This is a genomic window from Nostoc sp. (assembly GCF_036917535.1).
Taxonomy (GTDB): domain Bacteria; phylum Cyanobacteriota; class Cyanobacteriia; order Cyanobacteriales; family Nostocaceae; genus Nostoc.
Genome location: NZ_JBALDA010000014.1, coordinates 111,150 through 131,007, shown reverse-complemented (window position 1 = coordinate 131,007; position 19,858 = coordinate 111,150). Strand labels below are relative to the sequence as shown.

Below are 19,858 nucleotides of genomic sequence, written 5' to 3'. Positions count from 1 at the left end.
TTTTTATTCCATAACGTCAGAAATTTGTCAATATAATGAGCAAAAAATTGGCAAAATAAAAATTACATTTCTACTGTACTGTTATGTTTCTTTCATTTCTAACGGGCGTATTTAATCAGATTAGAAAATGAAACAGCCCTACGAACCTCTTCTACGTAACTCCTACAAAATACAGGTAACATTAACCTTACTCATGTTTATTTTTCGTATATATAATTTTTTCTAATCGTAACCTGAATTGGGTAGAAAATCTATAAAGAAAACTTATCGGGATTAAGTAACTAAATTTCATTACTAATCGGGTTCAATTTCCAGGTACATCGTTTAATTTTTCTCGTAGTATCAGAATTGAAGCAAATTTAAACTAGCGGCTAATTCCACAGAACAGCCGTGACCTTTGCCTTAAGATAACTTATACTGCCGTTTGCAAAAGAGAGGATTACTCAATGTCAACTTATAAAGTGACACTAATCAACGAGTCTGAAGGACTGAACCAAACAATTGACGTTGATGATGATGTCTATATTCTAGATGCTGCTGAAGAAAGCGGTCTTGACTTGCCTTATTCTTGCCGCGCTGGTGCTTGCTCGACCTGTGCGGGTAAAATCATCAAGGGTACTGTCGATCAGAGTGACCAGTCATTCTTAGATGATGAACAAATAGAAAAAGGATATGTACTGACTTGTGTCGCATACCCAACCTCTGATTTAACAATCGAAACTCACAAAGAAGAAGACCTTTACTAACAGTTAAGCGACTCAACCATAAACCTCTTGCAAGAGTTACTAATGTTGACAAAATAGAAGCAGGGTATCTAGAATTTATACTCTTGTAATGCCGTGCGTACCTGTGAAAGCGACTTTGAAAAAAGGTCTAATTTTGTCTTGAGCAGAAACACAGTAAATGTTGTGTTTCTGCTTATTTTTTTGCCTTTTCTTAACTCCCGACTGTTAGCTCAAGATGCAACTTGAATGCTAATTAGCTTAAAGCTTAGTCTCTTTTTTGAGAATTTGAATCTGAGTACCAGGATAGTAAAATTGGAGAATTTTTGGACTTGACCAACCTAGTTTTGCTAAATTTTGAGCGCCAGTTTGACTCAAGCCGACTCCATGTCCTAATCCACCACCAATAAAAGCATATCCCCAAAGTTCGGGTTTGCCTTTGTTCAGGGGTTCTATGTAAAAAAGCGTACTTATCGGCGCTGCAAAAGCACTGCGAACTTCGTCTTTGTGGAGAATAAAAGTGCTGCGATCGGTTTTAACTGCAAGTTCAAGGATACGTCCACTCTGGCTTCGCTCCACTACTGCCATAGCCTGAATTGTCTTAAATTTGGCATGGGGACTGTTTTTCACCTGTAAAAATTTCTGCAAGTCCTTGATAATATCCTTTAAAGGGGTTTCCTTGTGCCAACGAAACATATCCCACTTGCTTTCATTAAATCCTTGTTGCGTGTTAATAAATTTTTGGAAGTTTTTTTCATCTGCTAAACTCTGCTTAGACAAGTCCCAAAAATTAGTCGGAGCATCCAGTACAGGGCGCAAATAGGGACGATCGTCCCCATTCCAGACATCGCTAAAGGAAGCGGTAACGCCACCAGTGGTAGAAGAATACAGGGCGTCTACAAGTTCATTTTTATAAGTTAGTACTTTACCCCTAGTTGAGGCGATCGCTTGGTCTGTTTTGGCTGCTGCTCCCTTCAGCCCATAATAAACTTGGCAGTGAGTATCAGCACACAACTGATAATTATCGGCGGCAAACCTACGTAAATTTCTCAAAGCATAAGTCCGCGCAAGAATTGCCTGAGCTTCTAGCGCTGCTTTTGGTGCATCCGTACCTATTTCGTAAGGCACAACCCCACGCAAATAAGTTTCTAAAGGTACTTGGTTAACGAGAGTGTATGTACCATAAGCATTTGGCTGCAAATTCATTCGACCGGCGTAAAGACGAGCATTCTCCGGTTTTTCGCTTTTATTTACCTGAATCAAATTTCTATCAGTGCTGATTTCTAAATTATTCGGGCTATAGCGATTACCATCCACCACCCAACTCACTCGCGGCACTTGCTTTAAAATTTTAGTATCAAGATATACTTTATCTTTAGTAGAAGCTTGGATGTTCTGCAATAACAAGCGTCGCAGTAAAGGAGTGCTGTAAACATCTCGTTTTGCCCAAACCTGCCAGCGTTCTGGCTGGGCTATTTCCACTTCCATACCCAGAGAACGCCATTTATTAGCACTGTCTTCCGCAGTTTCAAAAGTGCGGTATGTGCCTAAAACTACTACTTCTTCGACTGCTGACTGGGGTAAAGCTTGCATGACTGTTTCCAGCTTTACAGGATTCTTAGTAAACAGGATTTGCTGCTTATTACCCGCTTGAAATTTTAGCTTTAAGCGATCGCCTTTTATGGGTTCGAGTTGCAGCTTGGCTGTGGGTTGATCGCCAAATCGCTGCACAATCCCAATTTTCAGTTCTATATCCTGAATGTTGCTCTCAGGCCCTGATGCCGCAGTCAGTCCCAATAGACAAAATATTGTAAGCACAGTGTGGGGAAAACGCCAAAACGAAAATTTCATGGCTACCTGATAGGGAAGCGATAGCGAGTACTCAAGCGTCTTCTGCCCCTTAATGTGTCGTTGGAGCTGATTTTGCAATTGCTTTGTAGTGCGGTTTTTTTGTCGCATGAATGCTCCAATGATACCATTACCAATTTTGCTCTAAATACTAGTTGCAAAACGAAGTCATAATGACTATGATTTATATAGAGACAAAAAACAGAACTAGTTGGATAAACTCTTTATGGTTAGAGTCCAAGAAATTCCATTAAATCAGATAAAACGGCCATTGCCGCGTACAAACGATCCAAAAAAAGTACAAGCCTTAATGGAATCGATTGCGGAGATTGGGCAGCAAGAACCTATTGATGTCCTAGAAGTAGATGGACAATATTATGGCTTTTCTGGTTGTCATCGGTATGAAGCTTGCCAGCGTTTAGGCAAAGAAACCGTTTTAGCCAGAGTCCGTAAAGCACCCCGTAGCGTTTTGAAGATGCACTTGGCATAGAGAATGGGGTATGGAGAATAGAGAGTGGGGAATTAGAGTATTCCCAATGCCCAATGCCCAATCCCCAATTACATATAACCTAATTAGGAGAAAATTATGTCATCAAAAGTAACAGTCAAAAATGTAAATATCGGCATTGACGAGGCGAGTAGGGCTAAAATTGCCGATGGTTTATCTCACCTGTTGGCTGACACTTATACACTGTATCTGAAAACTCATAACTTTCATTGGAATGTAACGGGGCCGATGTTTCAAACATTGCATTTGATGTTTGAGACCCAGTATACAGAATTAGCCTTAGCAGTTGATTTAATAGCCGAAAGAATTAGAGCACTTGGCTATCCCGCACCAGGAACCTACAGCGAATATGCCAAACTGAGTTCGATCCCAGAAACTCCCGGAGTTCCGAAAGCTGTGGAGATGATTCGCGAACTTGTGGAAGGACAAGAAGCCGTAGTCAGAACTGCACGATCTATTTTCCCTGTGATAGAGGAAGTTAACGACGAACCTACTGCCGATTTATTGACTCAGCGGATGCAAGTACACGAAAAGACAGCTTGGATGTTGAGAAGTTTACTGGAAGAATAGGAATAAGAGAATAGGGAATGGGGCATTGGGCATAGGGAATAGGGAATAGAGAAAAAACTTAATCGCCAATACCCATGCCCAATCCCCAATACCCAGTCCCCAATTACCCAGCAACCAATGCCCAATGCCCAATACCCAATGCCCCATTCCCAAAAGTTGCAAGATTTAATGCAACAGGTGGGTATTTCTAGTTTTAAAGCACTAAGTCGCGCTGCTGGTGTCTCAGAGCGTCAACTTTTGAGGTTACGCCAAGGAAAGTTAGAGCAGATGCGGGTAGACGTGCTGCTTAAGCTGTCGCCAGTGCTACAGATTTCATTGAATAAATTAATCGCAACTTTTTCAAACGTAGAGTTACTACAAGAGAAAGCAGCGCCGAATCAAGAATTGTTACAAGAAATTACAGATTTAAGAAAAGAGTATCAGCGATCGCAGCTTCAATTAGAGCAACAACGAGAATTATTGCTACAAGAACTCCAGCAGTCGAGTTTGCAACTGCTGGAGTCTTTATTATTGCAATGGCCTACAGCAGCACAGAAAGCGCAGGAGAATCCCCAGCTAGCAGCAGTCAAAATAGTACCGTTGGTGCAAAAACCCCTAGAAAAGCTTTTACAAGCGTGGGGAGTGGAAGCGATCGCACCTGTGGGAGCAGAATTACCTTACGATCCCCAACTGCACCAATTGCTGGAGGGAACTGCACAATCTGGAGAAACAGTCAAAGTACGCTACACTGGCTATCTTCAAGGTGAAAAGCTGCTTTACAAAGCCAAAGTGAGTCCTGTTTGAGGGAATGAGGAGTACAGACGCGATTAACCTTTGTCTGTACAGGAGTTAGGAGTTACAAATTCATCACTTTTTACTTTTTGTATTGTCTATCGAGAAATGACAGATATTGGGAATACTAAGATAGCAGAAGCGATCGCCTTGAGGAAAATTCTTTTAAAGCCTTAGTGTCGGTTCTAGCTTGCTTGGTGCTGTTGAAACCTAAATTATTGCCTCTAGAGCGGTAGTCCAGAGGTAAATTATTTCAATTATGTAAGTAATTGGACATAAATAAACGTAGATCCTAGTTACTATCATTAAGTACTCAGGGAGGAAAAGCTATTGCTAGACTCAGTTTAGCTATGTGTGGGCATAGCTGAGACTGGTTAAATTTTGAATTGCTTAATAACAGCTATTTTCATGAGATTTATTGGAGAATCTCAGTTTTGCAAAAATCTTTGGTAAATAATCTGAAAAGCAGTAACTTCAGCTTGTATGTAAGTAAGTATATATCTAAATCCATAAGATGCAAGTTAGTCGGCGTTGAAAAATCAACATAGATGATAAAACATCAATTCAACGAACGGTTTATAAATTGGTCATTTTAACATTTTTACAAAACTAAATATACCAGTTATTTATCATGCCAACTTACTTAGCTGGTTTATTTATAATTGATTGATTTCTAGTTGGAAAACTATACTGAATTAAGCTAATAATTTTTTAAAATTACAAAAAATAAATTTAAATTTTTATAATTAATATTTATCTATCCTGATTAATTATCAATGATTACTCAATATTTAATCTTAAATTTTATTTTACAAGCATTTTTAAATGCTCTATAATAGCGAAATCAGAAAATTATTTACACAAGTCAGAGTAACATAATTATGAGAGAACAAGTAAAAGTTATTAAGCTCAGTGGTAATTTGAACGCCACAACTTCACAAGACTTTCGACAAAAAATCACTGGTATTTTAGAAAGTGGTGCAAAAATTGTGTTAGTTGATTTTAAAGATGTAACATTTATGGATAGTTCAGGTTTAGGAGCTTTAGTATTAGCTTTTAAAACCTTGCGAGCAGCGGATACTAAGCTTGTTCTCTGCTCAATTAATGAACAAGTCAGGATATTATTTGAACTGACTAATATGGATAAAGTATTTGAAATTTTTCCAAATCAAGATGCATTTAATCAGGTTTTAGTCTCTAATATGTAATTAATCAAACTTCATTTGCAAAATAGATAAATCATCATCAAAAGCATCTTTGGAGTTCAGAGCTATTAAATAACTAAGTACGCAATCGAGTTGGCTATCAACAGGATCTTGTAAGCTAACTAGTAGCTGAATAAAAGCATCCAAACTCCAAAGTGTGCCGTCTGATTTAGTTATTTCATAAGCGCCATCACTAAAAATATAAAGTGTACTGAATTTTTCGATATTGCAAAACCCATCAACATATTTTGCCTCTGGAAACATGCCAACTGGCATACCAGGGGTTTTCAATAGTTTAACTTCAGACTTTCTTGGAGATGTGCCTGTTACTAAAACTGCTGGTGGATGACCTGCACTAGCATAAATTAACTGACGGTTGATTCGGTTGTAAACTCCGTACCAAATCGTAAAGTATTTATCATTTTGATAATTCATCTGAAAAGTGTCATTTAAAGCCTTTAATACATCACTAGGTTGATAGTAATCAAGACTTTTGAGCGCACGAGAACGCAGCAGATTCAGCACTGAAACAGAAGGAAGAGTCGCTTTGAGTCCATGTCCGGCAGTATCGAGTAAGTAAATTGCCAGATAGTTATCATCGAGCCAATAGTAATCAAAACAGTCACCGCCAAGTTGTCGTGAAGGAATGAATCGGAAATTTATATTGAAGGGTTCAGTCATAGAAAGAGGTAGCAGGGATCGCACATATTCTGCTGCTTCTGACATTTCTGATTCTAGAAGCAACTTTTGAGCCTGCAAATCTCTACTCAACTGATGCAGGCGTAATCCTGCTCTTACCCGTGCTTGTAATTCATTATGTTCAATAGGTTTAGAGATAAAATCGTCAGCACCTGCATCTAGACCTTTGACGCAATCGGCAACGGAATCTAAGGATGTTAATAAAATAAAAAATGTGGTAGAAAATTTGGGGTCTGCCTTAATGTGGTGGCAAACTTCCAAACCATTTAACCCCGGCATGATCCAATCACAAATAATTAGTGCTGGACGATAAGCTAGTGCTTTTTCTATTCCTTCCTCGCCGTTACTGGCAGTAACTACTTCATAACCTTGTTTTTCCAACATCCTCTTCAGGAGTATTTTTATTGAATAGTCGTCATCAATTATTAGTATTTGAAACATATAAATTTGTTGAAAACACTTATTAATAATTTTTTGTCAAAATAGAAAATAAAAATATGTATCAATACAGAGATGCTGCTATAGCGCTTATCGTACCCTGCGGGTACTGCTTCTCCCAAGGGGAAACGCTAGCGCCAACGGAGAACTCGTAGAGTAGCTGCTACGCATTTATGTATGCAATAGACTTTCACTCCTATCTCCTAAAAAGATAGAGTACATTCCGTTGTAGTAACAGGTGTAAATAGTTGAGGGTTTGGTCTTTATTAGACTCAAATGAGAAGCACTATAACTCATTTCTATTTACTCATCGAATTTACGACTGTTTAACAGTCATAAAATATTATGGCGCTCCCAAAGGATTTAGCCATAAAAGAATGTTGCTTTTTAACTGGTTTAAGTCGCGGTATGCTTCTTGTTTGAACCATTGCCCTAAAGCGTCAAAGGGGGTAAAAGATGTTCCCGTTTGCCATTTTATATCTTGACCTAAAGGTGTTGTATGATTTCCTGGTAACGTTTGCGCTGTCACCATCTCATCAAAACGTTCTTGTAAGATTTTGGTTAAAGCTACCGATTGATCGATGGTGTCATTACTAAATTTTATTAATAAATTGCGTCGGATATTGTAACGTTCTTGGACAAGTTTGTTAGTTTCCAACGGCGAGGGGGTAAATTCGATTTTCAAAGTAGAATTGAACTGCTCTACTAAAGGGATAGCTTCTTTAGCAGCATAGTTGTTGAAGGATATTAAAATATTGCCTGCACGTTCTACTTTAAAGAGACTACCAATCAGCAAGTGGAGTTTACAGCCCATACTATGTCCAACGCCATAGATGGGAAGGTAAAGCTTGCCTAATGCCCTAGAATCATGCAATCGTTCGAGGGTGCGGTCAAAGTTTAACAGCACGGAATTGGCGATCGCAGTATGATCCAGTGTATTGACAAAAGGCGTAGCAATTACAACATAGCCTTTACTTGCCAGTTGTTCGAGTAACCAGCGATAAGTAATGTGCGGTGCAGTGGCGACAAATGCACCTCCTAAAAAATGAACGATACCTATGGGATTTCGGGGAATAATTACCCAGTTCCCTCTAATTTCTTTCCAGTCCATGCGGATAAGCGATCGCTTTACGATTATTCTTTATGTTAGACCGGAGATCGCAACCGTGGGAAGGATTATGGAAAAAGCTATTGAAAATATCCTACTAGTAGATTGGAAGCCAACTCACCCAGTAGTGTCTATGGACTTCTCGGCAGCACCTACGCTTTCTCTAACTTTTACTGAATTCTGAGTGAATTCAGGAGTGCTTTCTAAATACCATTATAAAACTTAATTATGAATTACGAATTACAAATTATCTTAACGTTGAGTCTGTAATCTTTTCATCTCGTATTGTACATCTAATGCAATTTGTAATGCTTCATTGAGTAACCTTCCATGCTCAGTAGCCTCCTCTGTTACTTGCATAGCTGTTAAAGTTGCTAAATTGTTGACAAATAGTTCTGTATTACTCAGGATAAAATTCTTATTCTCTCTTAAAATTCTTTCTGTCTTCAAAGCGCGAACTAAATCAGCTTTGGTGAGTTTAAGTGCTTCGAGCACACCCTCTCTTTCCTTTATAGTCACTTCTAGATTACCAGCTTCTTCTATTTGGTCATTGATATCTATAACTCTAATAACAGTATTATATCTATTAACCTCCTTTAAGAGGATTTGTAGAGATTTTGTCATATTAGCTTTAACAATTTTACTTCTACTTTTCCAGATTAAATATAAGATAGTTTGTGTCAGACCACCAACCCAAAGACCTAAGAAAATTAATAATATCCAAGATGGGATTGTTATCCATGTAACAAACATTTTAATAATTACATCAAAGAAAATGTAGACAAAAATAAATGTAGAAAATCCCAGAAAAATTACAGTCGCTCCTTCAGAGCTTTTCAGCTTTTGTATATATATTTTTGCTAATTTCTTCAGAGAATTTGTAATGATTAAAAGTTCCCCATTGACAGGTAAATTAGTCAGCTTTTGCAGATCATCTTGACTAATTTCTAAGTCCTGTAAATCATCCCGCACAGCTTTTCAACCCTTGCCAGAATAGTTATTTAATCTAATATAGCAATCAAATTTCTAGAATGCTGGCATTTTGTCTAAACTTTTTCTGGTAAGTTAATACTTATAGGCAATGTCAAGAAGTTTTGTACAATATGATACTCTTTTACCAAAATAACTATTTACAGCATAATTCAGAATTGAGGAGTAAAACACGCTTTATACCTGGGTAACAGACTTAGCTTATCTACCTCACCAACTTAAATCTGCTGTATACTATAGCAATCCTAAATTATTCGTGAGAAACCAAATCCCCGACTTATTTAAGAAATCGGGTATTTGCGGGTTGCAATTCTCACAAATCAAATCGGATTGCTATGTAATAGTTAGGATAAAAAAACAAATTAATTGTCTGTAAATAGAATCGCAAGGCAATAGGTTATCGTTCTGGCAAAAAGTCATTTAATAATGGAAAAGTCCGCAAAAACGGACTTTATTTGTTGATTTATAAATAATTGTGTCTCATTCGTTACATTAACTTCGCCTTGGAGAAGGTTGTTTCTGTTTTGAAACACTAGGCTGAAGGTTTAAAAATGGGGGGATGGGACAGTCTAGCATCATGGCGATCGCTCTGAGTAAATCTGCTTCTGAATGAGTAACTTTATTATCTAATAGTACTGTGTGGGCGCATGCATCAACAATAGCCTGTTTGAGTTTGGGAGTGGCAAAACGCAGACGCTCAATACTTTTCTTTAGTTCAGTAAAATTACAACTTAATGGTATTTCTGGTTTTTCTTGCTCTCCGGCTTTGGGAAGTCGAAAAACTCCAGAACGAAAAGCATAGGCGATGTCTTCAGTAGATGCATCGGGTTGGGAGTGTCCAACGCGGGCAATTACGGACAATACTAATAGACTATCTGGCCAAATCTGTTCGATGGAGGTGAATTCTACGGTTGTAGTAGATGTGGGATTTATACTAGGTTGAAGACGATGCCACAGTATTAACTGCAACACAAAATGCCACAGTGATAAACTTCCGGTGGCTACAACTAAACCGTGGACGCATTTGCATAGCCTTTGGCATTCTTTGGCAGAGTTTTGGCGCAATACGGGTACTGCCAAATCCACAAGTGGTAAGCGAATTCTGGGATCTAACTGACTAATTTCGCTACTTAGTTTCAAGGTTTTGTCTACCAAATCAGCAGGCTGTACCTCGCGTAACCAAGCAATTTGATGTTCTTGAAATTGGAGATTTTCCGTATCTAACGCTAGCGCCAAAGCGATTGCCATTGCACTTTGCTGCTCCCGCACACCTAAACGCAAAGATTCTGGTAACTGCGATAACAGCACTTGAGCATGGGCAAAATGCTCTGGTGTAACGCTTCCAACTTGGTTTACAACTTGTTCTGGCGTTGTGTTAGAACCACCAGCAAAGCCCATTGTTAGGGATTCCTGAGAAGGGGAACGCATCTGATTGCGAGATGGCATTGCTGCTAAATTGCGGACGTTCAAACCCCCAACCCGGCGGATACGTTCTGCTAAGGGTGGGTGAGTAGAAAACATATTTTCCCAGAAAGAGGGGTTGAGGGCATTGCCAAAAAACATGTGGCTAGCGGCTTCTGCACCTGGCGATATTAACCGTGAATCCATCTGTTGGAGTTTTTGAAAGACTCCAGTAAGTCCGTTGGGGTTGCGAGTGAACTGTACAGCTGAAGCATCGGCGAGAAATTCGCGTTGGCGAGAAACTGCGGCTTTAATCAAGCGTCCACAGAATAATCCGATACCGCCAATTGCCATCAGTGCCAAGGCAAAAGCCCACAAAGGCAAACCCTTGTCTTCGCGGGAAGTACCGCGAAGACGCCAGAGTAATTCTCCAGTTAAATAAATGAACAAAATCCCATGCAGTAGTCCCACTAAACGCAAATTTAGCCGCATATCTCCATTGAGAATATGACTAAATTCGTGGCCGATGACTCCTTGTAACTCATCCCGGCTCAAGTGTTCCAAAGTTCCACGGGTAACTCCAATTACAGCATCATTGGGCGAAAATCCGGCAGCAAAGGCATTAATGCTGGTTTCTCTATCGAGGAGATAAACTTGGGGAACAGAAATCCCAGAAGCGATCGCCATTTCCTCGACAATATTTAATAGTTGTCGCCCTTGTTCATCGGCTATTTCTGGTAGCAGGAGTCTTCCTCCTAACTCCTGAGCAATTACGCTTCCGCCCTGCCGGAGATAGGCAATTTTATACAAACTTCCTACTGCGATCGCAATTATTGTAATCCCAGCTACGTAGAGAAATATTCCTGGATGCCACCAAACACGAGGAGCCATGCGGAACAGAAATAAAGTGGCAATATAAATTGCCATAATCATAACTGCGATCGACAGGGAAAATAACCCAATTAATTGTTGTGTATTTTGGCGTGCCCGATCCTGATGTTCAAAGAAATTCATAGACACCTAAAAAGACACGCGTGGAGCATTTCTTATTTCTGGAGTAGCTTCTGGGAGCAATTGAGCAACAGTAAAGTTAAAAGTATTTGCCACAAGGTTGCTAGGGAAAGATTCGCTTTTGGTGTTGTAAAGTGTCACCGCGTCATTAAAAGCCTGACGTGCAAAAGCAATCCGGTTTTCGGTGGAAGATAGTTCTTCCATTACCTGAGTCATGGCGCGATCGGCTTTCAATTCTGGATAAGATTCTGAAATTACCATCAACCGACTTAACGCACCCGTCAGTGCCCCTTCAGCATTGCCCAACTGTTGCATCGCTTGGGGATCTCCAGGATTTTGCGCGGCACGACTGCTAGCATTAATTGCAGAATTTCGGGCGGCAATAACTGCTTCTAAGGTTTCTCGCTCATGTTTCATATACCCTTTGGCAGTTTCCACCAAGTTGGGAATTAAATCATAGCGGCGCTGTAATTGAACATCGATTTGAGAATAAGCATTTTTGTAACGGTTGCGATACTTAACTAAATCGTTGTAGGCATTAATGATAATTACAGCAACAACGGCAACTAAAGCAACAGAAAATATTAAAAGCCCCATATTTTTAGATTATTTCCATCAGATACTTACTTTTTTGCAGATTTACCAATCACGGTAATCCTTATATCCAGTAAAATTTGTGTGGATATAAAGATGAGTCTACTTATAGCAAGTTGGCTTCGTCGTCTGTAAAACTAGTTACGCAAGTTTACTGATGTAGGATTTTTTAAATAACCGTAGAAGCGCAGAGGGAAAGAAATTCAAAGACAAGAAAAATAATTTACAACAATTCCAAACTATTTCTGAACTTTATCATCTCTCTTTTTTCTATGTACTCTGCACCTCTGCGGTAGATTAAAAATTGTAGCCAGATACAGCAGATTTAAAGTTAGTGAGGTAGACAAGCTAAGTCTGTTAGCTAGATATAAAGCGTGTTTTAATTTAGAATTCTGCTGTATCTCACCTATGAATCTGAATAAATAGGGAATAACCACTGACAGCAAGAATAAAAAGGATAGCGGCAGGAAAAATTACTACATCCCTGACAATAAATAAAATCCAATCTTTTCTTAGTTCTTGTTTAAACTTGAGTTCTCGCAGTTTTCGCTCAAGTTCTAAGTCTTCTTGTGACTGCAAGTTTACAGGTGACAAAACTAGCGGATTGTCGCCTTTGCTAGCAATTATTTTTGATAAATCTGTTATATCTGTCATGTTGTTTAGATACCAATAATTTCAGTTTCAGGATTTTGGTTATCATCTGCAACCCAGATAAATTTGCCTTTTTAATTAGCTTCTATAGCTACTTCTAGTAGTGCGAAAGCATCCAGGTAAGAGCATCTCAATATGTTGCGCCAGATTATTTAGTCTATTCATAAAGTTCTGGCGAAAATCTCAATTTATTTAAATTCGTTGGGTTTTTGCTTGTGTAGTCATTTCTATTTTAGCTACACTTCAACACGTTTCGGGTTCATCAATTAAATCCAATACTTCTTGTTTAACCACTCTCGAACAAAAAATATCTAGAGTATCCTAACAATCTCTCAGGAAAATTTAGCGAAAAAAGAGCCAGAGAGTTAGTTCTCTGGCTCAAAGCTGGAGACAAAAGAATCATCAAATAAAGGCTAACTTGGGTAAGAACCTAAATACTTCCCAGGTTATGCAGCCCTAAAATAGTACCTACTCCCAAGATATGACCAAAGGCGGTAGTTGCTAAAAGGGCTGGTAGGCCAAAACCACCAAAGAAATTGTCTGAGGGTAATTTTGGTTCTGCGTTGGGATACTTGATGGTAGATTTGCCAAAGGCAATGGCAATGATATTAGCAATAATCATAATCAGTCCAACTGTCGGACTCCATTGCAGAGGTGCGGTTGCAGCAGCGAGTAAGGTTGAAGTCAACACCTGATTTGCTCCTGAAATTTATTAATGGTTGAAAACATAATCTGAAACTTTCCGAAGCAAATTCAAGAAATTACCCGATTTTGCATCAATATTTAACAGTTATTCTTACTACTTAATACAATATGAGTTCAACGTGGTGAGCTGATTGTGGTAGCTAGTTTGAATTTCAATGTCTGAAACAAATAAATTATAGGTATAAAAATATACTTATAACAAAATTCAGGAGTAAAATACGCTTTATACCTGAGTGACAAACTTAGCTTGTGTATCTCACCAACTTTAAATCTGCTGTAGATAAAAGTGATTCCGATAAAATTATGTCAATGTATCTATAGAAATCTGTACAAGAATTATGAACAAAATAATCCCTGACTTTTTTGAAGGATACAGTTGAAGTCAGAAATTTAAAGAGCGGATTCACCTTTCGGTAGATTTAGACAGAATCATCAAAACTGTATATTTGAAGGGTATAACACATAATTTGCCACAAAACCTCATGCTAAATCAGTAATTTATAGAGCAACAGATGAAATTTTGATTGAATTCTAGTTAATTTGTTCCTTAAGTTCCTCAAAAGCCATGACATCCCCTGAGCCTCAAACTGATTTTGGAGAAAAAACTCCACAAACGTCATTTGAGCCACCTTCTAGAAAACGGCGGTGGCTTTGGTTAAGTTTAGCCGCACTCCTACTTTTAGGGGGCGGAGGAACTTTAGTTTGGCGTTTACTCACTCCACAAAATTCAGCACCTTCAAATGCTAACGCTCAACCTCAAGGGGTAAGAGTCAAAATATCAACAGTACAAAGCGGCATCATTGAGGAAAGTTCAGATTTTATTGCTAGTCTAAAATCCCTACGCTCAGTCACGCTCCAGCCGAGAATTCAGGGCCAAGTTACCCAGATACTTGTCAAATCGGGAGATCCAATCGTCGAAGGAGCTGCAATTCTCCAAGTAGATTCTACACCACAGGCATCTACACCACAGGCAGCGATCGCTAGAAATAATACTGTGTCTCAAGCATTTTTAGTGCAACTGGCAAATGCCCGCGCCACACTCAAATCTTTAGAAGCAGAACGACCATCCTACGTTGCGAATGTGCAATTGTACCAGCAGAACTATGATAAGTTTGTCAGCCTAGCTGAACAAGGAGCTGTGTCTCGACAGACTAGCAATCAGTTTGCTAATCGGCTTGCTAATGTTAAGACTAGTCTAGATGCAATTGATTCCAGGATTCAAGCACAACGAGCCACCATCTTGCAGGCTGAAAAATCCTTGCAGCAATCTAATGTAAATACTCAAACACAACAGCCCCAGTCTGACAAAATTACCGCTCCCTTTAGTGGCACAGTTGGCAACATCCCTGTGAAAGTCGGTGATTTAGTTAATACTTCGACACCATTAGTTAATATCACGCAAAATCGACCTTTAGAAGTGAATATCTCTGTACCACTACAGCAAGGGTCCCAATTGCGTAAGGGTATGCCAGTAGAGCTGATGAACACACAAGGTCAAAAGCTTGGTAGAAGTAGGATATTTTTTATTGCACCTAATGCTAGCAATGAAACACAAACGATACTGATTAAAGCACTTTTTGATAACACTAACGGTCAGCTACGTGCAGATCAATTGGTCAGGACTAGAGTGTTCTGGAATCAGCGCCCCGGAGTTTTAATTCCCACAACAGCAATGACTCGTGTAGGCGGGGACACTTTTGTTTATGTAGTTGAAACAGAAACATCTCCCCAAGGTGTATCCCAACAAGTAGCTCGGCAAAGGCGAGTGAAGCTAGGCGAGATTAAAGGTAATAGTTACCAAGTTATTGAAGGATTACAGCCAGAAGATAAAGTTATTATTTCAGGGTTGCTCAATCTCAGGGATGGTGTTGCCATAGTTCCAGAATTTTAATTAAGGGGAGTAGAGAGGAGGAGCAGGGGGGAAGTCTCAATCTTGTCTCCTACTAATCTTCACCCAAGAGCGTTAACTATAGCGATCGCTCTTTGTTGGAGAACTTCTAAAGTAGTCTCTACGTATATATCTATAGCAATACACGCTGAATCCACTTCCATTCTTTTCTCCTAAAAAGAAAGCATTCGTGATATTTTAAGATATAACTCGTTTTGTCAATAGTGATTAAGCTGTAAATTATCTATGCTATCGAGTATCTAATTAAGCTTTATACTAAATTTTAAGGCAAGTATGAACGATACTTTTAAATATTCGTAGGCGTAGCTAGTCTTGTCTATGAGACGCTATGCGAAGGCATCGCAGGCTGGAAATTTACGTTTGCAACCTCGATTTTTACTAAATTTAATCACCATTACTTATTGACAAATGGTTAATGACTTTAACCTGTTACCAATGAGTAAAAGTAAGCAATTACTTGATTACATAACAAAGGTAAACAATTATGTCAGGGAAAATGATCCAATCTAAATGTGGTTTAGTTTTAACTTGTTTACTTGGACAGATAATGTTGTTGGCTGCGCCAGTACAAGCTGGAGTGGAGGGCAAAAGTTACAATGTCAATGTTAAATCGAGTCAGGGAGATAATTTCACTGCTTGTTTTGAATTTAACGCCGATGGTAGCAGCCTACGCTTTGTTGGGCTAGACGCTACTTATAGCCGTACAAATCTAGGTAAAGCTCAGAGAAATTGGCAAGCAGTCACAAATCCAACTTCAGTAGTAAGTGTCGCACTTAACGGTGAAGTAAGAGGAGACTTTGTTCCAGATCGGATGATAAGTGGTAATGCTATCAATTCCAACGGCACTACTTATACATTTAATGGAACACTCTTATCTGAGCCAACATGTCCGATTGAGATTGAATCCGAGATAGGTTCAGAAAATCCCTTCTTCAAATAATTTAATCTATGCAGATTTGATCGACCAGATCAGCTTTTGGTTAACGAAGACAGACAATTTATAAAAGATGTTTGTAGATTATGGTCAAGACAATACCTGTGTCATCAGTACTTAAATTCTGTCAAGTTCGGTAGGGCGTAGTTTACTGTCGTATGCATCGCGTTTAGCTCAAAGAACACTCAGAAATTCAATTTAGCTCAACATATTCAACAATATTTGCCAAGCCTTAGCAAATCTTAATCTGCTGTGAGAGATGCCGCTAAGAGGCGACGTATCCTCACCTTTTGCAAAGTATTTTCATTTCTCCCGCCTGAGAGTTACTTAAATTCGCTGGCGGGATTTCGGCTGGAATGAAGTCGACAGTTTTAGCAGCGATCGCTAAATTTAACCTCAAAACAGTACTGTAAGAGCAGATAATCACTTTGGTGAACCAAAATAAACTCGATTAATCTATGGCATCGATAACCGGAAAAGTTGCAATTATTACTGGTGCATCACGGGGAATTGGACGAGCGATCGCACTAAAATTAGCTGGTAACGGCGCATCTATTGTCGTTAACTATGCAGGTAATGCAGGCAAAGCAGAAGAAGTTGTTGCAGAAATTGAAAAGTTGGGAGTAGAGGCAGTTGCTATCCAAGCTGATATTAGCAAAGTGCCCGACATCCAAAGATTATTTGAGCAAACTCTTGAACACTTCGGTAAAATCGATATTTTAGTCAACAATGCTGGAATCGCCTTCTATAAACCAATTACTGAGGTGAGTGAAGAAGATTTTGACGCGATTTTTGCGATTAATGTCAAAGGTACTTATTTTACTTGCCAACAAGCCGTGCAACACATGGCAGAAGGAGGACGGATTATCAACTTTTCCTCATCAACCACAGCGATGATGCTGCCAACTTATAGTGCCTATGTAGGAACTAAGGGTGCTGTTGAACAAATTACGCGGGTACTAGCTAAAGAATTGGGTGCAAAAGCGATCGCAGTTAATGTTATTTCTCCTGGCCCCACCGATACAGAACTATTTCGAGAAGGCAAAACACAAGAACAGATAGATCGTTTAGCCCAAATGGCTGCTTTTAATAAACTGGGAGATGTGCAAGAAATCGCCGATGTAGTAGCATTTCTCGCTAGCAACGAAGCCAGGTGGATCACTGGACAAAACATTCGTGTCAACGGTGGAATCGCGTGAGGAAAAGCTCTCTTGATGAAAGCGATATTCCCCGTTTCAAAACCTCAGCCAGTAATGTGCAACGGCGTAATAGAGATTTAAGCGATGAATTCCAATATCAATCTTTTCACACCAGTTCAGCTTGGCCCTTACACCCTACCAAACCGGATCGTAATGGCACCAATGACGCGTTTACGGGCAATTGCAAGCATTCCCAACTCGCTAATGGCAACTTACTACACCCAACGCGCTAGTGCTGGGCTGATTGTTACCGAATGTACAATGGTTTCACCTTTAAGTTTAGGATACATTAATTGTCCAGGAATTTACTCAGAAGAACAAGTGGCAGGATGGCGGTTGACAACTAATGCAGTACATGAACAAGGGGGCAGAATTTTTTTGCAACTTTGGCATTCTGGGAGAGTTTCTCACTCAGCTTTACTTGGTGGAGAGTTGCCAGTTGCTCCTAGTGCGATCGCTGGGATTGGCTCACTCCACACACCCATAGGTAAAGTATCGTTGGAAACTCCCCGTGCTTTAGAAAGCGCAGAAATTTCCGAGATTGTTGAGCAATTCCGCAAAGGTGCCGAAAATGCTATGGCGGCTGGTTTTGATGGAATTGAACTTCACGGTGCATTTGGCTATTTAATCGACCAATTCCTCCAAGATGGCTCGAACCAGCGCACAGATGAGTATGGCGGTTCCATAGAAAAGCGTAGCCGATTTCTCTTAGAAGTTGTGGAAGCAGTCGCTGGCGTTTGGGGTGCAAACCGGGTTGGTATCAAACTTTCGCCAAGTAACACTTTTTATGGAATGCATGACTCTAACCCTCAAGAAACTTTTGGTTATGCGATCAATGCTCTTAACTCCTTTGGACTTGCCTATCTTCACCTGATGGAACCGAACGAAGTCGATTTAGCAACCCGCGAAGTCATGAACCCTGTTACACCCTACTTCCGCCAAGTATTCCAAGGTACTTTGATTACCAATGGTGGCTACAATCGCTCAACAGGAGATAGTATTCTTACTAGTGGCAATGCAGATTTAGTTTCTTTTGGCAAGCTATATCTTGCTAATCCTGATTTACCAAAACGCTTAGAACTTAACGCACATTTGAACACCCCAGATCCAAAAACATTTTATGCCTCTGACGCCACAGGATACACCGACTACCCATTTTTAGAACTTCAGACCACTTAAAGGAATCACAGTCATCTGTTTAAAATTCATCGAAAATTACCACGCCGATCGCTACGCTGAAGCCTTAGAAGTCTTAAATGGAGGACAAACAGCAACCAGAGTTGCAGATAAAGATTTTAGGCGTTGCAGAACAGTGGGATGAATTGGGGCAAGCAGGGGAGGCAGGGGAGGCAGGGGAAGCAAGGGGAGAATTTTGGAAGTTACTAAATCATCCCGCAACTATGCAACGCCAGATTTTAAAACTCGGAAATGGATTTGTAAACAATGCAGCATGATTTATGATCCGGTTGCTGGCGATTCTGATTCGGGAATTGCACCTGGTACACGCGAAGTATCTCAAGAGATACTTCGCATTCTTATCTTTATATAAAACTGATACAGTCAGTTAACAGGCTATTAGCATACCTTTTTACATGGATGCTATCCGAATACCTTAGTCTCAAAAATCTCAAAAACCTCACTAATTATTTAATATTTAAGTCTAGTAACAACTCATATCTTAATAATTTTTAATTAAATTTTAGTTAATATAAATAATAATTAATTTTTCGTAATACTTTTTTTGTATTATTGTCTGCTATCTTAAAAACTACACAAATTCCTTTTCCTTAATGTAAATTTAAGATTTCTAGCTTTTACTAACTTTCAAATATTTTGGAGATATTTTCGTGTCTGTCATTAAAATTGCACACGAGCAGACTCATGCATACCAAAAATTTTCACAACAGTATTCCAACTTAGGAATTGAAAGGACATATTATCTTGCGTTCGCCGATATTCCCCAACTCATTCAAAACCCTGCTTGCGATTTACTAGCTCTAGATTTTGGGTGTGGAGCAGGGCGATCAACTCGGTTTCTCAAGTCTTTGGGATGGAATGCGATCGGTGTTGATATCAATGCCGAAATGTTAGCCCAAGCTCGTCAAATCGATCCAACTGGAACATACTATTTGATTGATGCATTGACGTTGCCTTTTGCAGATGCTAACTTCAATCTGATTTTTCAAAGTTTTGTCTTGCTCGAATATTCCTCCATTCCTCAGATGATAGAAACACTCAAAGAGTGCGATCGCCTACTAAAAAATGATGGCATAGCGATCATCGTGACTTGTTCAGAGGAATATTACTCCCGTGATTGGTTGTCGTTTCAAAATGATTTTCTAGAGAATCATAACCTTCAATCAGGGGAAAGAGTTCGAGTCTCGATTCGGGGAACAGAGATAGTCTTATATGACTACTACTGGACAGATCGAGACTACCGAATTGCGTTTGAGCAGGCGGGGTTTGAGGTCATTCAAGCGCAACGACCTCTTGCTCAAGGAAACGAACCCTTTACTTGGGTAAGTGAACTAGAGCATCCATGTTGGGTGATTTATTCACTCAAGAAACGTACTAACTAAAAAAAGGAGACTTTAC

At 39.4% G+C, this 19,858-nt stretch carries 19 protein-coding genes and 2 pseudogenes; 13 read left to right on the top strand and 8 right to left on the bottom strand.

Annotated elements, in window-relative coordinates; all coding sequences use genetic code 11:
* Positions 1–446 precede the first annotated feature (446 nt).
* On the top strand, positions 447–746 hold the full coding sequence (locus V7K56_RS04275; protein ID WP_334907912.1) for a ferredoxin: 300 nt from the start codon (positions 447–449) through the stop codon (positions 744–746).
* Between the two features lie 237 nt (positions 747–983).
* On the opposite strand, the gene V7K56_RS04270 is transcribed toward V7K56_RS04275, so the two are convergent.
* Positions 984–2,681 (bottom strand): SpoIID/LytB domain-containing protein, encoded by a 1,698-nt coding sequence (locus tag V7K56_RS04270; protein ID WP_334907910.1) that lies wholly within the window; start codon positions 2,679–2,681, stop codon positions 984–986.
* Positions 2,682–2,796: 115 nt separating this feature from the next.
* Between V7K56_RS04270 and V7K56_RS04265 the strand changes: the two genes are divergently transcribed.
* From V7K56_RS04265 to V7K56_RS04250, 4 genes are all read left to right on the top strand, one after another.
* On the top strand, positions 2,797–3,060 hold the full coding sequence (locus tag V7K56_RS04265) for a sulfiredoxin (RefSeq protein WP_334839454.1): 264 nt from the start codon (positions 2,797–2,799) through the stop codon (positions 3,058–3,060).
* Positions 3,061–3,156: 96 nt separating this feature from the next.
* A complete protein-coding gene (locus tag V7K56_RS04260; RefSeq protein ID WP_289799395.1) occupies positions 3,157–3,648 on the top strand; it encodes a Dps family protein in 492 nt (163 codons plus the stop codon).
* Positions 3,649–3,765: 117 nt separating this feature from the next.
* Positions 3,766–4,431 (top strand): nucleotide exchange factor GrpE, encoded by a 666-nt coding sequence (gene grpE, locus V7K56_RS04255; protein WP_334907908.1) that lies wholly within the window; start codon positions 3,766–3,768, stop codon positions 4,429–4,431.
* 869 nt (positions 4,432–5,300) lie between these two features.
* Entirely contained in the window at positions 5,301–5,627 is a 327-nt protein-coding gene (locus tag V7K56_RS04250; protein WP_334907906.1) for an STAS domain-containing protein, read from the top strand.
* Here the strand turns inward: V7K56_RS04250 and V7K56_RS04245 are convergent, their stop codons facing one another.
* From V7K56_RS04245 to psaK, 7 genes are all read right to left on the bottom strand, one after another.
* Entirely contained in the window at positions 5,628–6,764 is a 1,137-nt protein-coding gene (locus tag V7K56_RS04245) for a PP2C family protein-serine/threonine phosphatase (protein ID WP_334907904.1), read from the bottom strand. It lies immediately after the preceding gene.
* Positions 6,765–7,104: 340 nt separating this feature from the next.
* On the bottom strand, positions 7,105–7,872 hold the full coding sequence (locus tag V7K56_RS04240; RefSeq protein ID WP_334907902.1) for a DUF1350 family protein: 768 nt from the start codon (positions 7,870–7,872) through the stop codon (positions 7,105–7,107).
* 249 nt (positions 7,873–8,121) lie between these two features.
* On the bottom strand, positions 8,122–8,841 hold the full coding sequence (locus tag V7K56_RS04235) for a hypothetical protein (protein WP_334907900.1): 720 nt from the start codon (positions 8,839–8,841) through the stop codon (positions 8,122–8,124).
* 510 nt (positions 8,842–9,351) lie between these two features.
* Positions 9,352–11,274, bottom strand: a complete 1,923-nt coding sequence (locus V7K56_RS04230) for a M48 family metallopeptidase (RefSeq protein ID WP_334907898.1) — start codon at positions 11,272–11,274, stop codon at positions 9,352–9,354.
* Positions 11,275–11,280: 6 nt separating this feature from the next.
* Positions 11,281–11,868 carry a LemA family protein gene (locus tag V7K56_RS04225; RefSeq protein ID WP_334907896.1) on the bottom strand — a complete coding sequence of 196 codons (588 nt, stop codon included), beginning with the start codon at positions 11,866–11,868 and terminating at the stop codon, positions 11,281–11,283.
* 399 nt (positions 11,869–12,267) lie between these two features.
* Positions 12,268–12,519: a hypothetical protein gene (locus V7K56_RS04220; RefSeq protein ID WP_334907894.1), complete on the bottom strand. Its 252-nt coding sequence runs from the start codon at positions 12,517–12,519 to the stop codon at positions 12,268–12,270.
* 427 nt (positions 12,520–12,946) lie between these two features.
* Positions 12,947–13,207: a photosystem I reaction center subunit PsaK gene (psaK, locus tag V7K56_RS04215; protein ID WP_334907892.1), complete on the bottom strand. Its 261-nt coding sequence runs from the start codon at positions 13,205–13,207 to the stop codon at positions 12,947–12,949.
* Positions 13,208–13,786: 579 nt separating this feature from the next.
* Here psaK and V7K56_RS04210 point away from each other — a divergent pair.
* From V7K56_RS04210 to V7K56_RS04175, 8 genes and pseudogenes are all read left to right on the top strand, one after another.
* Positions 13,787–15,112, top strand: a complete 1,326-nt coding sequence (locus tag V7K56_RS04210) for an efflux RND transporter periplasmic adaptor subunit (protein ID WP_334907890.1) — start codon at positions 13,787–13,789, stop codon at positions 15,110–15,112.
* Positions 15,113–15,626: 514 nt separating this feature from the next.
* Complete coding sequence (locus V7K56_RS04205; RefSeq protein WP_334907888.1) at positions 15,627–16,070, top strand: hypothetical protein; 444 nt, start codon at positions 15,627–15,629, stop codon at positions 16,068–16,070.
* A 452-nt stretch (positions 16,071–16,522) separates the two neighbouring features.
* Positions 16,523–17,263: an SDR family oxidoreductase gene (locus tag V7K56_RS04200; protein ID WP_334907886.1), complete on the top strand. Its 741-nt coding sequence runs from the start codon at positions 16,523–16,525 to the stop codon at positions 17,261–17,263.
* An 84-nt stretch (positions 17,264–17,347) separates the two neighbouring features.
* Positions 17,348–18,442, top strand: coding sequence for an alkene reductase (locus V7K56_RS04195; RefSeq protein ID WP_334907884.1), 1,095 nt, complete (start codon positions 17,348–17,350; stop codon positions 18,440–18,442).
* Positions 18,443–18,461: 19 nt separating this feature from the next.
* A pseudogene (locus V7K56_RS04190) lies at positions 18,462–18,554 on the top strand (rubrerythrin family protein); the annotation flags it as partial.
* Positions 18,520–18,717 carry a hypothetical protein gene (locus V7K56_RS04185; RefSeq protein ID WP_334908053.1) on the top strand — a complete coding sequence of 66 codons (198 nt, stop codon included), beginning with the start codon at positions 18,520–18,522 and terminating at the stop codon, positions 18,715–18,717. The pseudogene V7K56_RS04190 and the gene V7K56_RS04185, both read left to right, overlap by 35 nt.
* A pseudogene (locus tag V7K56_RS04180) lies at positions 18,681–18,767 on the top strand (rubredoxin); the annotation flags it as partial. The gene V7K56_RS04185 and the pseudogene V7K56_RS04180, both read left to right, overlap by 37 nt.
* Before the next feature lie 343 nt (positions 18,768–19,110).
* Positions 19,111–19,842 (top strand): class I SAM-dependent methyltransferase, encoded by a 732-nt coding sequence (locus V7K56_RS04175; protein ID WP_334907882.1) that lies wholly within the window; start codon positions 19,111–19,113, stop codon positions 19,840–19,842.
* The last annotated feature ends 16 nt before the right edge of the window (positions 19,843–19,858 follow it).

Excerpts from the sequence above, each read along its gene's own strand:
- V7K56_RS04275 (WP_334907912.1), top strand. The coding sequence starts at position 447 with ATGTCAACTTATAAAGTGACACTAATCAACGAGTCTGAAGGACTGAAC.
- V7K56_RS04270 (WP_334907910.1), bottom strand. The coding sequence starts at position 2,681 with ATGCGACAAAAAAACCGCACTACAAAGCAATTGCAAAATCAGCTCCAA.
- V7K56_RS04265 (WP_334839454.1), top strand. The coding sequence starts at position 2,797 with ATGGTTAGAGTCCAAGAAATTCCATTAAATCAGATAAAACGGCCATTG.
- V7K56_RS04260 (WP_289799395.1), top strand. The coding sequence starts at position 3,157 with ATGTCATCAAAAGTAACAGTCAAAAATGTAAATATCGGCATTGACGAG.
- grpE (WP_334907908.1), top strand. The coding sequence starts at position 3,766 with ATGCCCAATGCCCAATACCCAATGCCCCATTCCCAAAAGTTGCAAGAT.
- V7K56_RS04250 (WP_334907906.1), top strand. The coding sequence starts at position 5,301 with ATGAGAGAACAAGTAAAAGTTATTAAGCTCAGTGGTAATTTGAACGCC.
- V7K56_RS04245 (WP_334907904.1), bottom strand. The coding sequence starts at position 6,764 with ATGTTTCAAATACTAATAATTGATGACGACTATTCAATAAAAATACTC.
- V7K56_RS04240 (WP_334907902.1), bottom strand. The coding sequence starts at position 7,872 with ATGGACTGGAAAGAAATTAGAGGGAACTGGGTAATTATTCCCCGAAAT.
- V7K56_RS04230 (WP_334907898.1), bottom strand. The coding sequence starts at position 11,274 with ATGAATTTCTTTGAACATCAGGATCGGGCACGCCAAAATACACAACAA.
- V7K56_RS04225 (WP_334907896.1), bottom strand. The coding sequence starts at position 11,868 with ATGGGGCTTTTAATATTTTCTGTTGCTTTAGTTGCCGTTGTTGCTGTA.
- V7K56_RS04220 (WP_334907894.1), bottom strand. The coding sequence starts at position 12,519 with ATGACAGATATAACAGATTTATCAAAAATAATTGCTAGCAAAGGCGAC.
- V7K56_RS04210 (WP_334907890.1), top strand. The coding sequence starts at position 13,787 with ATGACATCCCCTGAGCCTCAAACTGATTTTGGAGAAAAAACTCCACAA.
- V7K56_RS04205 (WP_334907888.1), top strand. The coding sequence starts at position 15,627 with ATGATCCAATCTAAATGTGGTTTAGTTTTAACTTGTTTACTTGGACAG.
- V7K56_RS04200 (WP_334907886.1), top strand. The coding sequence starts at position 16,523 with ATGGCATCGATAACCGGAAAAGTTGCAATTATTACTGGTGCATCACGG.
- V7K56_RS04195 (WP_334907884.1), top strand. The coding sequence starts at position 17,348 with ATGAATTCCAATATCAATCTTTTCACACCAGTTCAGCTTGGCCCTTAC.
- V7K56_RS04185 (WP_334908053.1), top strand. The coding sequence starts at position 18,520 with ATGGAGGACAAACAGCAACCAGAGTTGCAGATAAAGATTTTAGGCGTT.